10 protein-coding genes and 1 pseudogene are annotated in these 13,046 nt (G+C 66.1%); 1 reads left to right on the top strand and 10 read right to left on the bottom strand.

Features of this window, described 5'->3' with window-relative positions:
* Positions 1 to 115: 115 nt before the first annotated feature.
* From XARJCFBP2528_RS19210 to XARJCFBP2528_RS23600, 6 genes and pseudogenes are all read right to left on the bottom strand, one after another.
* Entirely contained in the window at positions 116 to 1,519 is a 1,404-nt protein-coding gene (locus XARJCFBP2528_RS19210; RefSeq protein ID WP_016901555.1) for a TolC family protein, read from the bottom strand.
* Positions 1,516 to 2,601 carry an HlyD family secretion protein gene (locus XARJCFBP2528_RS19205; protein ID WP_024939322.1) on the bottom strand — a complete coding sequence of 362 codons (1,086 nt, stop codon included), beginning with the start codon at positions 2,599 to 2,601 and terminating at the stop codon, positions 1,516 to 1,518. Before XARJCFBP2528_RS19205 ends, XARJCFBP2528_RS19210 begins: the two co-directional genes overlap by 4 nt.
* The gene (locus XARJCFBP2528_RS19200; RefSeq protein WP_016901553.1) at positions 2,585 to 4,273 is read right to left on the bottom strand and encodes an ATP-binding cassette domain-containing protein; all 1,689 of its coding nucleotides are present in this window, start codon (positions 4,271 to 4,273) and stop codon (positions 2,585 to 2,587) included. Before XARJCFBP2528_RS19200 ends, XARJCFBP2528_RS19205 begins: the two co-directional genes overlap by 17 nt.
* Positions 4,274 to 4,361: 88 nt before the next feature.
* Positions 4,362 to 5,261 carry a hydrogen peroxide-inducible genes activator gene (locus XARJCFBP2528_RS19195; protein WP_039812813.1) on the bottom strand — a complete coding sequence of 300 codons (900 nt, stop codon included), beginning with the start codon at positions 5,259 to 5,261 and terminating at the stop codon, positions 4,362 to 4,364.
* 101 nt (positions 5,262 to 5,362) lie between these two features.
* Entirely contained in the window at positions 5,363 to 7,132 is a 1,770-nt protein-coding gene (locus tag XARJCFBP2528_RS19190; protein WP_039812811.1) for an ABC transporter transmembrane domain-containing protein, read from the bottom strand.
* A pseudogene (locus XARJCFBP2528_RS23600) lies at positions 7,129 to 7,194 on the bottom strand (IMPACT family protein); the annotation flags it as partial. The gene XARJCFBP2528_RS19190 and the pseudogene XARJCFBP2528_RS23600, both read right to left, overlap by 4 nt.
* Before the next feature lie 205 nt (positions 7,195 to 7,399).
* Here XARJCFBP2528_RS23600 and XARJCFBP2528_RS19185 point away from each other — a divergent pair.
* Complete coding sequence (locus XARJCFBP2528_RS19185) at positions 7,400 to 8,476, top strand: S66 peptidase family protein (RefSeq protein ID WP_248802055.1); 1,077 nt, start codon at positions 7,400 to 7,402, stop codon at positions 8,474 to 8,476.
* 37 nt (positions 8,477 to 8,513) lie between these two features.
* On the opposite strand, the gene XARJCFBP2528_RS19180 is transcribed toward XARJCFBP2528_RS19185, so the two are convergent.
* From XARJCFBP2528_RS19180 to sucB, 4 genes are all read right to left on the bottom strand, one after another.
* On the bottom strand, positions 8,514 to 9,116 hold the full coding sequence (locus XARJCFBP2528_RS19180; RefSeq protein WP_016901549.1) for an IMPACT family protein: 603 nt from the start codon (positions 9,114 to 9,116) through the stop codon (positions 8,514 to 8,516).
* A 378-nt stretch (positions 9,117 to 9,494) separates the two neighbouring features.
* Positions 9,495 to 10,088 carry an LOG family protein gene (locus XARJCFBP2528_RS19175; RefSeq protein WP_016901548.1) on the bottom strand — a complete coding sequence of 198 codons (594 nt, stop codon included), beginning with the start codon at positions 10,086 to 10,088 and terminating at the stop codon, positions 9,495 to 9,497.
* A 154-nt stretch (positions 10,089 to 10,242) separates the two neighbouring features.
* Positions 10,243 to 11,679 (bottom strand): dihydrolipoyl dehydrogenase, encoded by a 1,437-nt coding sequence (gene lpdA, locus XARJCFBP2528_RS19170; protein ID WP_016901547.1) that lies wholly within the window; start codon positions 11,677 to 11,679, stop codon positions 10,243 to 10,245.
* Positions 11,680 to 11,829: 150 nt separating this feature from the next.
* A complete protein-coding gene (sucB, locus tag XARJCFBP2528_RS19165; RefSeq protein WP_016901546.1) occupies positions 11,830 to 13,044 on the bottom strand; it encodes a dihydrolipoyllysine-residue succinyltransferase in 1,215 nt (404 codons plus the stop codon).
* Between the last annotated feature and the right edge of the window lie 2 nt (positions 13,045 to 13,046).

The raw sequence follows: 13,046 nt of genomic DNA, 5'->3' as shown, positions 1-13,046 counted from the left end.
CCGCCAGGGACCGCACGCCCGGCGCCGGGCCGGTGCAGGCGAGCATGCGCAGGCAGGTGTTACCCGGGCGTCATTGCGCAGTGCGGCACCGCTCGGGAGCCAGCAGGCAGACTGCTCAACGGCTCAGCTGCAACGCGTCGCGGTCGGCCGTTGCCGCTGCCAGCTCGGCACGCGCCGAGGCGATCCGCGCCTGCGCATCGATCAGACGCACGCGGGCGTCGTTGGCGGTCTCCTCGCGCTGATTGACCAGGAAGAAATCGCCCGAGCCCAGTTCGAAGCGTCGGCGCTCGGCCACGGCCAGGCGGTCGGCCAGGCTGCGTTCTTCGTCGGCGATCTTGGCCAGCCGCTCGGCAGCGGTGAGCGAGATGACGATCGACTCGACCTCCACGGTGATCTGGTCGCGCAGGTAGCGGCTGCGCTGATCCAGCGCCTCGATCTCGGCGCGTGCCTCGGCGACCTTGCCCTTGGCGGTGCGGTTTTCCAGCGGCACGCTGAAGCGGAAGCCGATGATCGCATCGGTCGGCGAGCGGTTCGGGCCGCCCACACCGGGCGCCCCCAGATCCTTGCTGACCTCGAAGGTGACATCCAGGCGTGGTTTGAGATCGTTCTGCGCCAGCATCAGCCGCGCGGTGGCCTGGTCGATCCGGGTCAGCACCGCACGGTAATCGGGGCGCTCCACCGGTGCGGTGATCCTGCTGGCACCGGCCAGGCCTTCCAGCGCCGATGTATTGGCCGGCAGGCGCTCGGTGGAGACGATCGACGGCATGCCGGCATCGTCGCGCAGGTACAGCGACAAGGTATTGGCGGCGTTGGCGAAGTCCTGCTCCGAGCGCACCACCAGGGCGCGCCGGCGGACCAGGTTCTGGTCGTTTTCGGTCAGCAGGATGGTGGGCCGCGCGCCCAGCGTCACCTGCCGCGAAATTGCATTGCGGCGCTGCTCGGCCAGCTGCAGCAGCTCGTTGTACGCGCGCAGCTTCAGGCCGGCCGCAACCCAGCTCTGGTAGGCATCCACCGCGCGGCGTTGCACGCCGATGGCGACCATTTGCGCTTCGTACTGGGCGACATCGATATCGCCACCGGCAACGCTGCGGCGGGTGCGGCGTTCGTCGACCACGCGGTCGCGCAGCAGCGCATACAGCGCGCCGACTTTCACTTCGCCGCCGCGGTCGGTGTAGGACTTGTCTTCGTAGACCGGGAATGCGCCGCGCGAGGAGCGGTAACCGCCGTAGTAATAGCCGCCGTTGTCATCGAAGGGACGCTTGACCGTGCTTTCGATCGTGCTGCCGTCGTAGTAGCCGGCCTCGCGCGAACGGCCGTCGAGATCGAACACGGTATCGAACGCACCGTCGGCCGAGATGCCCTTGCCCTCGGCCTGGCGGACCTTGGCCAGCGCTTCGACGATCTGCGGGGAAGAGCGTGCAGAGGAGCGCAGCACTTCATCCAGCGTCAGCGGGGTGGTCTGGGCGGCGACCACGCCCGGTGCGAGCGCGATCAGCAGGACGACAAGACGGCGGATCATTTCTTGCCGGTCTCGTCGTCTTCGGCCTTGGGCGCCGCCTTGGCCTTGCCCTCATCCTGCGTCGTCGTTGCCGCCGGACGGCGGCCGAACTCCAGCGGGAAATTGTTGAGCTGGCGCCACAGTTCGTAGCCCACCTTCACCGTTTCGCCCTGCACCCAGCCGCGCACCTTGCCGCCCTGGCGGGCGAATTCCTGCGCCGGCCAGGCCGGCTTGCCGGGTTGCGGTTCGACCAGGATGCGGAACAGGCCATCGGGCGCGGCATTGGGGTCGATGGCGCGCACGCGGCCATCGAACATGCCGTGCGCCACCGACGGCCAGCCGCTGAACTGGATCGCCGGCCAGCCTTCGAACTCCAGCCGCACCGGGCGGCCGGGGCGGATCAGCGGCACGTCGCGGCCGTCGATATACAGCTCGACCGCGCGCTCCACCCGCTCCGGCGCGATCACCGCCAGCACCGTGCCGGGCGAGACCATCGCGCTGCCACTGGCGGCGTTGAGCTGCTGCACGCGGCCATCGCGCGGTGCGCGCACCAGCTGCGCCGACTGGCGGTTCAACTGGATGTCGATGCGGGTCAGCTTGGCGCGCGATTCGGCCAGCTTGGCATCGGCCTCGGCGACCTTGATCTGGGTCAGTTCGAAGTCGCGGCGGCCAGCCAGCCCCTCGGCGAGCAATTGCCTGCTGCGCGCCACATCGATGCTGGCAACCGCGCGCGATTGCTGGATCGCGGTGATTTCCGCCTGCACCTGGGCCCGCTCGCTGGCCAGGCGGGCGAGCAGATCCGGGTCCAGATCGCCGACGCGCGCGATCGGATCGCCGCGCGAAACATGCTGGCCGTCGTGCACATACCAGCGCTCGACCCGGCCGGGTACGAAGGCGGTGACCTGCTGCTGGCGGTCGCCCGGATCCAGCGCCACCACTTGGCCCTTGCCGCTGGCGGTCTGCACCCACGGCGCCAGCGCCAGGATCGCGCTGGCAATGACAATGCCGATCAGCAGCATCCAGGCCAGCGCCTTGGCGATGCTCGGTGGGCGCATCGCCGCCAGGGTGGGAAAGTGTGCGTTGCGATCAGTAGCGTGCTGCATCGTTTGCCTCCTGCGTGGAGGCGATCAGTTCGGCGCGGGTGGCAAAGCGCTGCTGTCGCTCGGGCTGCAGGTGGAACCAGCCATCCAGGGTGATGTCTTCCGGCCGGCCGGTGCACAGCAGCACCGTGGTGCCGGCCGCCTTCAGGCGTCGCAGCACGCCGGCCAGGCGGTCGGCGGGAATCAGGTCGTACAGCTGCGACAGCATCAGCACGCGCGGGCGCACCAGCAGCGCATTGGCCAGCTTCAACGCCATCACTTCACCGATCCACAGCGGGTAGCCGGAAGCGGCCAGCCGCGTGTCCAGGCCGTGCGGCAGCGCGGCGATGCGGGTGCGCAAGCCCACCGCATCGATCGCTTCCAGCATCGCCTCGGAGTTCACATCGGCCGATGCCAGCGCCAGATATTCGCGGATGGTGACTTCGACAATGGTCGGCCGGTCGAGCACCGTCACTTCCGAGCGCAGCAGATACATGTCGAAGGTGGCCATGTCCGCACCGCCCACCATCACCAGCCCGCGATCGGGGACCACATGGCGCTTGAGGATCATCGCCAGCAGCCGCTCCGCGCCGCCATCGGCGATCGTCACCAGTTGCTCGCCGGCAGCCAGCGAAAAATCGAAACGCGCGCCATCGATCACCACCCCGTCCAGGCGCACCGCGCTGTTGCCGGGAGTCTTGCCGGGCGCCACGACTGCACGTTCCTGCGGGATGGCGAACAGCAGCGACAGTTCCTCGGAGCTGGCCACCAGGTCGTAGAACGCGTCCAGATACGCACCGAGTTGCGAGATGCCGTAAAAGACCGCGCTGAGGATCAGCTCGGCCGCCACCAGCTGGCCGATCGACAGCTCGCCCCGCAGGATCAGGTTGCCGCCCAGCGCCAGCAGCGCCGCGCTGGCGATCGCGTAGACCAGCAGGAACGCGACCGTCTGGGTGAAGCTGTAACGGAAGTGGTGCCGATGCCGGTCGACATAGGCGGCGGTGACGGACTCGGAGCGGTCCATCGCAAAGTTGAGGTGGCGGCTGGATTTATAGAAACCGTTGGAGCCGCCGACACTTTCCAGCCAGCGCGCAGCCTCGTGCTTGGCATGGCTCAGGTCGACCGCGGTGCGGATCGACCCGCGCGACCAGATCATCCAGATGCCGAAGATGACCAGCAGCAGCAAGGCATTGAAGCCCAGGAAGAACGGGTGGTAGAAGCTGGTGAGTATCAGCCCGACCGCCGATTGCAGCACGATGGTGAAGGCGCCGATGGCCAGGCTCGGCACCGCTTTCTGCACCACCACCAGATCGAAGTAGCGGTTGAACATGTCGCCGCGGTTCTGGTCGGCGAAGAACGGATTCTGCGCATGCACCGCACGCACGGTGATTTCCGACACCACGCGTGCGAACAGCCGGCGCTCGAACAGCGCCATGACCCACACCCGCATCGCGCTCAGGCCGGCGACCAGCAGCAACAGGCCCAGCAGCAGGCTCGACAGGGTCCACAGCGGCGCCGGCAGTGCGGTATTGGCTACGCTGTTGATCAGCAACTGCACCGAGATCGGCGTGGCCAGCGACAGCAGGCTGATCGCGACTCCGTACACCATGGCCAGGCGCACATAGGGCATGTCCGGCCCGACGATTTCCGCCAGCCAGGCTCCCGCTTCCCGCCATCCGATCTGCTTGCCCGCCATTCGATTTCCGTTGATGAGTTCAATGAAGCATTGACGAGTTGCAGCTGGCGAACAAGGCCGCAGCGCTTATTCGACGCATAGGATTTTCCTATGCGGCCACCGCACGCAGAAGATTGGCGATCAGGCCGAAGGCCGGCGCGCGTCCTGCACCCTGCCGCCACAACAGCCCGATCTCCCTATAGTAGCGTCCGCCTTTGATCGGCCGGACCACGACATCGTCGCCCTCGCGGATTTCCTGGCGCACATACAGGTCTGGCAGTAGTGCAAGACCCATGCCCATCCCGGCCATCTGGCGGATCGCATCCAGGCTGGTGCCTTCGTAATCGCGCAACACATTGGCGCCGACGTCCATGGCGATCGCCGCCACCTGTTCGGCCAGGCGGTACTCGGGCATCAAGGTGAGCAGGTTGGCGCCGCGCAGATCGGCCGGCGTGATGCAGGTCTTGGCCCGCAAGGGGTGATCGGCGGCCATGGTCACGTGCAGCGGTTCGCGGAACAGCCGCTCGCTGTGCAGGCCACGCCCGGCCACCGGCAATTGCGCCAGGATCAGGTCGTGCACGCCGCTGGCCAGGCCGCTGGCGAGCGCGGTCGGCAGGCCTTCGCGCACGTGTACGCGCAGTGCCGGATGTTCGCGATGCAGGCGCGCCACCAGGCTCGGCATCAGGTAGGCGCCCAGCGTGGGCGACACGCCCAGCCGGATGGTGCCGATCAAGGTATCGGCCGAGGTGGCGCGGACGTCTTCCAGGTCGGCGACGTCCAGCAGGATGCTGCGCGCGCGCTCGAGCAGGTCGCGCCCCAACGGGGTCAGGATGGCCGGCACGCCGCGCTCGAACAGCGCGGCGCCGACGATGGTTTCCAGCGCACGGATCTGTTGCGACAACGAGGGTTGCGACACACCCATCTGCTCGGCGGCGCGGGTGAAGCTGCCGGTGTCGGCGAGCGCGACGAAATAACTGAGCTGGCGAATGGTGGTTCTGGGGCGGGGCATGCGTGACGTCGTCAGGTGGGGGCGCGTGGGGGCGCTGGATCGGCCCGGGCCGCTGCCGCGGACACGCCGGCATGACAGCACACGCCGGTGTCACCCAGGCGTCATTGATCGATGAACTGCAGCCGCGCCAGTTCGGCGTACAGGCCGCCTTCGGCGATCAACTGCGCGTGCGTGCCCTGCGCGACGATGCGGCCGGCATCCATCACCACGATGCGGTCGGCCTTGAGCACGGTGGCCAGGCGATGGGCGATGACCAGCGTGGTGCGGCCTTCCATCAACCGGTCCAGCGCCTGCTGCACGGCGCGTTCGCTCTGCGCATCCAGCGCGCTGGTGGCCTCGTCCAGCAGCAGGATCGGCGCGTCCTTGAGCAAGGCGCGCGCGATCGCCACCCGTTGCTGCTGGCCGCCGGACAGGCGCGTGCCGCGTTCGCCGAGTTCGCTGGCGTAGCCCTGCGGCAGGGCGCGGATGAAACTGTCGGCCTCGGCGGCCGCGGCGGCGTCTTGCACCTCCGCATCGCTGGCGTCCAGGCGACCATAGCGGATGTTGTCAGCGGCGCTGGCGGCAAACAGCGTGGGTTGCTGCGGCACCAGGGCGATGCGTTCGCGCAGCAGTACCGGGTCGGTATCGCGCAGGTCCACCTCGTCGATACGCAGCCTGCCGCTGACCGGGTCATGGAAGCGCAGCAACATCGCCAGCACCGTGCTCTTGCCGGCGCCGGAGGGCCCGACCAGCGCCACGGTTTCGCCCGGATGGACATGCAGGTCGAAGCCATCCAGCGCCGGCGCATCGGGGCGCTGCGGATAATGGAACACCACCTGATCGAAATGGATCGCGCCGCGCAGTGGCTGCGGCAAGGGCTGCGGCGTGGCCGGGGCGACGATCGCCGGCTGCTCGTCGAGCAATTCGCCGACCCGGCCCATGCCGCCGGCGGCGCGCTGCAACTCGTTCCAGACCTCGGCCAAGGCACCGACCGAGCCGCCGCCGATCAGCGCGTACAACACGAACTGTCCCAGCGTGCCGGGGGTCATGCGTCCGGCGATCACATCGTGCGCGCCCAGCCACAGCACACCGACGATGGCGCCGAAGATCAGCATGATCGCCACCGCCGTCACGGTGGCCTGGGTGCGGATGCGCAGCCGTGCGGTATCGATCGCGGCGAACAGGGCCTGGCTGAACCGCTGGCTCTCGTAGCGCTCGCGCGCATGCGCCTGCACGGTGCGCACCGCGCCCAGCGTTTCGGCCGCCAGCGTGTTGGCGTCGGCGACGCGGTCCTGGCTGGCGCGCGAGATCTTCTGCAGGCGGCGTGCGCCCAGCACGATCGGCAGCACCGCCAGCGGAATGCCGATCAAGGTGAAGGCGGCCAGCCGCGGGCTGGTCACGAACAACATCACCATGCTGCCGATCACCGTCACCGAGCTGCGTAGCGCCACCGACATGGTGGTGCCGATCACGCCGCGCAGCAGCTCGCTGTCGGCCGACAGGCGCGACACCAGCTCGCCGCTGCGGCTGCGATCATGGAAGCCGGCGTCCAGCCCGATCAGATGCGCATACAGGCGGCCGCGCAAATCTGCCACCACTTTTTCGCCCAGCAACGCGACGAAATAAAACCGCGCGGCCGTTGCCACCGCCAGCACCACCGCCACCGCGAACAACAGCGCGAAGGCGTGGTTGATCTGCGAGCCGCCGGAAAAACCATGGTCGATCATCTGCTTGACCGCCGCCGGCAGGCTCAACGTGGCGGCCGAGGAAATGGCCAGTGCGATCAGCCAGGCGGCGAACAGGCCACGCTGGCGCTGCACGAACGGCCACAAGGTGCGCAGGCTGCCAAGCTTCCGCAACGGGTTGGGCCTGGCGGCGGCTGGCTGGTTCATGCGGCTTCCGGTGATGAGAGATGGACACGGTTGCGAGTGGCGTCGCACAGGCGCGTTTTCAAGCGTGTGCGGAGCCTAGCTGCGTTTACAGTCCAAGTGTAAAGAACCAGTACACGGTTGCCTCAGGATGTGTGATGCAGCGCGGGCAATGAGAAGGGATTCCCTGTCTCAAAGGCATCGGTTCTCTAAAAGCACTGCAACTTCGGTATTGGCCTTTAAGGGTAGCACCCGCCAAGTCATAACTGAAAAGAAGTGGAGTGACTGCAGATGAACACGTCCAGGCGAGAATTTTTTGGGGCCGCCAGTGGCGGCGCGGCGCTGATGCTGGCGTCGCTCGGACTTCCCGCACTTGCGCGCGAAGGCGCGCGGGGAGTGCAGGCCCATGCTGCACAAGGCCCGCATCGTCCGGTACCTGCGCTCAAAGCCGGTGACAAGGTCGCCATCGTTGCACCGTCTTCCCCCTCAAGCGATGTGGAAAAGGCAGCCGAGTGGCTTCGGGCACACGGGTTTTCCGTGGAGATCATGCCTTCGGCAATGGAGAAGCTGGCGCCTCCGTTCGATTATCTGGCTGGAACCGACAGTGCGCGTGTAGACGATATCCACTATGCCTTTCTCTCCAACGAAATAAAGGCAGTCTGGTGCCTGCGTGGTGGTTTTGGTGCCACGCGCTTACTCGATAAGCTCGACTACGCGCTGATAGGCGCCAATCCCAAGCCATTCATTGGCTACAGCGATATCACCGCGTTGCACATCGCGCTACAGCAACATGCTGGTATGGTGACATTTCACGGTCCCATGCTGGTTTCCGACCTGGTACCAGAAAAGCTTCCACCAACTGCTTCGCTCATCCTTGATCTGCTGTCCGGACGCCTGTCATCGGGCGCCTGGATTCCTTCCCCTCCGATGTACCCGGCCGCCACGCTTGTCGATGGAACTGCACAGGGTCGGCTGGTGGGAGGTAACCTGTCGCTGCTGTGCAGTACCCTCGGTACGCCCTACGAGGTGGACTCCACCGATGCCATTCTCTTTCTCGAAGACACCGAGATCGCATTGCCTCGGCTGGATCGTTTGCTCACCCAATTGCGGTTGGCTGGCAAGCTGCGCTCGATCAGAGGGCTGTTGTTAGGCAGGTTCGTGATCGCCGGCGAAACTCCGGCGGCCACGCCCTCCAGTATGGCCAACGCCTTATTCAATGAGTTTTTTTTGCCGCTCAAGATTCCGGTGATGGTCAATTGGCCAAGCGGCCACGTCGATCCCAATCTTGCATTGCCGCTGGGAGCTACGGTGTCGCTAGATACCGCGCAAGGTGCGATACGTTTGCTGAGCCAGGCGGTGGTCCAATAGCAGCCATGTGCACGCAATCCGCACGGTGGCTGATGTATCAGCAGGTTTCCGCGCCAGTTAGTCGAGCCCGATTGCCTGTCGCATCGCGCAGTCGCTCTTTCAGGCCGAGAAGTTGATCGGCCGCTATGTGGATGTCTAGCAGGGCACCAGTTGCATCGAAACGCTCGTTGAGTTTCGTGGCGTGAAACGCATTGAGTGCGACGTGCACCACGCCAAGATCATCGAACCGGCAGTGCAGTTCAAGCGCACACAGCGTCATCAGTGGACGACGAGTGGCCATGCGCAGGCATTCCGCTGCCGTCCCGCCGTAGGCGCGCATCAATCCACCCGCGCCGAGCTTGATGCCGCCGTACCAACGCGTGACCACCACCACCACGCGGTCGTAACCCTGACCATCGATAGCCGCAAGAATCGGCCGGCCGGCGGTGCCGCTGGGCTCGCCATCGTCGCTGGAGCGGTATTCCTGCCCGAACCGGTACGCCCAGCAGTTGTGGGTGGCATCGGGCACAGACACGCGCTGCACGATCGCCAGCGCGTGCGCGGGCGATTCCAATGCAGCAGCGTTGGCCAGAAAGCGACTGTGCTTGATGTCCAGGCTGTGGTGCGCGTCAGCGGCGAGGGTATCGAGCATCGTCGCCATTCTATGCGAGCCGCTCGTGCCGGACGCTGCAGCCATCGTGACTGCCGTTGCAAGCTTGCAGATCGGCAGGGTGTTCGGCGGCGCATTGCGAAGGGTCGGATGCGCGATGGGGTCGCGCAGGCCGGGGGGCGGTGACGCGCAGGCGCTGTGGTTGCGCTGTCGACCTGTCGGACAACATGCCACACGGTCCGCCGTGGCAGGGGCCGGGGTGTGCGGCATCGCGCTGGAGCCATTGCCGCATCAGTGAGAGATGGCCTGGTGTGTCGCTGCGCCCCGCGCAGCTGACGTGTGACTACAACGCTGCTGCGTGCTTGCTGGTGCGCCTGCCCGACGCCGGACCTGGCAGGCGATGGGGCAGGGCGCGTGCGTCGCCTGGCATCACACCAGGGTGGAGCGGCGCTTCTCGTCGATCCACTTGGAGGCCTGCGCCGGCGTGTAGTGCTGCATCCACTCCAGCATCTGTTCGATATCGGCGCCGTACCACAGGTCGCTGCGCTGGTCCGGATGCAGGAAGCGCTCTTCCACCATGCGATCGATCATGCCGATCAGCGGTGCGTAAAACCCTTCGATATCCAGGAACGCACAGGGCTTGTTGCCGATGCCGAGCTGGCGCCAGGTCAGCATCTCGAAGATCTCTTCCATGGTGCCGAAGCCGCCGGGCAGGGCGACGAAGGCATCGGACAGCTCGAACATGCGCATCTTGCGCTCATGCATGGAGCCGACGATTTCCAGTGTGGTGAGACCGCGGTGCGCCACTTCCCAATCGGCCAGCTGCTGCGGAATCACCCCGGTCACTTCGCCACCGGCCGCCAGCACCGCATTGGCCACGGTGCCCATCAGCCCGACGTTGCCGCCGCCATACACCAGCCGCAGGCCCTGCTCGGCGATGCGCTGGCCCAGCGCAGTGGCACGCTCGGCGTAGGCGGGTTTGTTGCCGGCATTGGAACCGCAGTAGACGCAGATGCTTTTCATGGGAACGGGAATCGGGAGTTGGGAATAGGGAATGGGTCAAAGCAAACACAGCAGCCAGAACGCATGACGCCGGACCTAGGTCCGGCGTCAGCATGAAGAGTGAGGTGATGGGAACGCTCTTACGATTCCCGATTCCCCACTCCCGATTCCCGGCTTAGTTGGCCTTATGAATCGCGCGCTTGCTCACTGCCATCGCGGCGTCGTGGATCGCTTCGGACAGCGTCGGGTGGGCGTGGCAGATGCGCGCCAGGTCGTCGGCCGAGCCGTTGAACTCCATCGTCAGCACGCCCTCGTGGACCAGTTCGGACACGCCCACGCCGACCAGGTGCATGCCCAGCACGCGGTCGGTTTCGGCATCGGCGATGACCTTGACGAAGCCGGCCGGCTCGCCCATGGCCACGGCACGGCCGATCGCCGCGAACGGGAAGCTGCCGGCCTTGTAGGCCACGCCTTCGGCCTTCAACTGCTGCTCGGTCTTGCCGACCCAGGCAATCTCCGGCTCGGTGTAGATGACCCACGGAATGGTGTCGAAGTTGACGTGGCCAGGCAGGCCGGCAATCAGCTCGGCAACCGCGATGCCTTCCTCGAAGCCCTTGTGCGCCAGCATCGGGCCACGCACGCAGTCACCGATCGCCCACACGCCGTCGACGCCGGTGTGGCAATGCCCGTCCACCTCGATCTGGCCACGCTCGTTGAGCTTGACGCCGGTGCCCTCGGCCAGCAGGTTCCTGGTCGCGGCCTTGCGGCCCACGGCCACCAGCAACTTGTCTACGGTCAGGGTCTGCTCGCCGGCGGCGTCGGTGTAGCTGACCACCACCTGCTTGGCATCGCCGCTGCCGGTGATCTCGGTCTTGCTGACCTTGGCGCCGAGCTTGATGTCCAGGCCCTGCTTCTTGAATTCCTTCAGCGCGGTCTTGGCCACTTCGGCATCGGCCAGCGCCAGGAAATCCGGCAGCGCTTCGAGGATGGTGACCTCGGCGCCCAGGCGCTTCCACACGCTGCCCAGCTCCAGGCCGATCACGCCGGCGCCGATCACCGCCAGACGCTTGGGAACGGCGGTGAAATCCAGGCCGCCGACGTTGTCGACGATGGTGTCGCCTTCGAACTTGGCAAACGGCAGCTCGATCGACTCCGAGCCCGGCGCCAGGATCACGTTGGTGCCCTTGAGCTCGATCTCGCCGCCTTCGTGCTGGGCGACCTTGACGATGTTGCCCGGCAGCAGCTGGCCGAAGCCGTAGTACGGGGTGATCTTGTTCGCCTTGAACAGCATCGCGATGCCGCCGGTGAACTGCTTCACGATCTTGTCCTTGCGGCCGATCATGGTGGGCACGTCCATCTTGGCGTCGTTGAAGCTGATGCCGTGGTCGCCGAACAGGTGGCCCATGTTCCAGAACTGGCGCGAGGAATCCAGCAGCGCCTTGGACGGAATGCAGCCCACGCGCAGGCAGGTACCACCCAGCGCCGGCTTGCCATCCTTACCGATAGCCGCGTCGATGCAGGCGACCTTCATGCCCAGCTGGGCCGCGCGAATCGCAGCGTGATAACCGGCCGGACCGGCACCGATGACGACGACGTCGAATTGTTCGCTCATTTCATTTGCTCACGGGAATGGGGAATAGGGAATGGAGAATTGCAAGAGCGCATGCGTGCGCCTGCCGCGTCCCATCCAGGTCCAGGCGGGAATGGAGCGGTCGATGGGCGCTTGTCCCATTCCCGAATCTCCATTCCCGATTCCCGGCTCTTATAGACCGAACAACATCCGGCCCGGGTTTTCCAGCTGATTCTTGATGTCGACCAGGAACTGCACCGAGTCCTTGCCGTCGATGATGCGGTGGTCGTAGGACAGCGCCAGATACATCATCGGGGCGATCACGACCTGGCCGTTCTCGGCGATCGGACGTTCCTTGATCGCGTGCATGCCCAGGATGGCGCTCTGCGGCGGGTTGATGATCGGGGTCGACAGCAGCGAGCCGAAGGTGCCGCCGTTGGTGATGGTGAAGGTGCCACCCTGCAGATCGTCCAGGCCCAGCTTGCCGGCGCGCGCCTTGGCGGCGTAGTCGGCAATGCCCTGTTCGACGTCGGAGAACGACTGGCGCTCGACGTTACGCAGCACCGGCGTGACCAGGCCCTTTTCGGTCGACACCGCGATCGAGATGTCGCTGTAGCCGTGATAGATGATGTCGTCGCCGTCGATCGATGCGTTGACCAGCGGGAAGCGCTGCAGCGCGTTGGCGGCGGCCTTGACGAAGAAGCTCATGAAACCGAGCTTGATGCCGTGCGCCTTCTGGAACTCGTCCTGCAGCTCCTTGCGCGCGGCCGAGACCTTGGCGAGGTTGACCTCGTTGAAGGTGGTCAGCATCGCGGTGGAGTTCTTGGACTCCATCAGGCGCTTGGCGATGGTCTTGCGCACGCGGGTCATCGGCACGCGCTCTTCCGGACGGGCGCCGGACGCCTTGCCCACGCCGCCGGCCTTGGCGAAGTTGACGATGTCTTCCTTGGTCACCGCGCCACGACGGCCGGTGCCTTCGACCTGGGCCGGATCCACGCCCTGGGTGATCGCGGAAAAACGCGCACCCGGCGGCAGCGCATCGGCAGCGGACTTGGATGCAGCGGCAGGCGCAGCGGCAGCAGCCGGGGCCGGCGCGGCAGCTGGGGCAGCAGCGGCCGGAGCCGGTGCCTCGGCCTTCTTCTCGTCGGCCGGTGCGGCCGCAGCCACGGCGCCTTCTTCGATGATCGCCAGGATCTGGTTGCTGGTGACGGTGCTGCCGGCTTCGAACTTGATTTCCTTCAGCACGCCGTCGACCGGCGAAGGAACTTCCAACACGACCTTGTCGGTTTCCAGGTCGACCAGATTCTCGTCGCGCTTGACCGCTTCACCGGCCTTCTTGTGCCAGCTGGCGATGGTGGCGTCGGAAACGGATTCGGGCAGTACCGGAACTTTGACTTCGGTGGCCATTC

The organism is Xanthomonas arboricola pv. juglandis (assembly GCF_001013475.1).
Classification (GTDB): Bacteria; Pseudomonadota; Gammaproteobacteria; order Xanthomonadales; family Xanthomonadaceae; genus Xanthomonas; species Xanthomonas arboricola.
The sequence above is the reverse complement of the archived record's forward strand: the minus strand, read 5'-3'. Positions and strand labels throughout refer to the sequence as shown.

What these genes read in the sequence shown, in the direction of transcription:
- XARJCFBP2528_RS19210 (WP_016901555.1), bottom strand. Translation starts at nt 1,519, where the DNA reads ATGATCCGCCGTCTTGTCGTCCTGCTGATCGCGCTCGCACCGGGCGTG.
- XARJCFBP2528_RS19205 (WP_024939322.1), bottom strand. Translation starts at nt 2,601, where the DNA reads ATGCAGCACGCTACTGATCGCAACGCACACTTTCCCACCCTGGCGGCG.
- XARJCFBP2528_RS19200 (WP_016901553.1), bottom strand. Translation starts at nt 4,273, where the DNA reads ATGGCGGGCAAGCAGATCGGATGGCGGGAAGCGGGAGCCTGGCTGGCG.
- XARJCFBP2528_RS19195 (WP_039812813.1), bottom strand. Translation starts at nt 5,261, where the DNA reads ATGCCCCGCCCCAGAACCACCATTCGCCAGCTCAGTTATTTCGTCGCG.
- XARJCFBP2528_RS19190 (WP_039812811.1), bottom strand. Translation starts at nt 7,132, where the DNA reads ATGAACCAGCCAGCCGCCGCCAGGCCCAACCCGTTGCGGAAGCTTGGC.
- XARJCFBP2528_RS19185 (WP_248802055.1), top strand. Translation starts at nt 7,400, where the DNA reads ATGAACACGTCCAGGCGAGAATTTTTTGGGGCCGCCAGTGGCGGCGCG.
- XARJCFBP2528_RS19180 (WP_016901549.1), bottom strand. Translation starts at nt 9,116, where the DNA reads ATGGCGACGATGCTCGATACCCTCGCCGCTGACGCGCACCACAGCCTG.
- XARJCFBP2528_RS19175 (WP_016901548.1), bottom strand. Translation starts at nt 10,088, where the DNA reads ATGAAAAGCATCTGCGTCTACTGCGGTTCCAATGCCGGCAACAAACCC.
- lpdA (WP_016901547.1), bottom strand. Translation starts at nt 11,679, where the DNA reads ATGAGCGAACAATTCGACGTCGTCGTCATCGGTGCCGGTCCGGCCGGT.
- sucB (WP_016901546.1), bottom strand. Translation starts at nt 13,044, where the DNA reads ATGGCCACCGAAGTCAAAGTTCCGGTACTGCCCGAATCCGTTTCCGAC.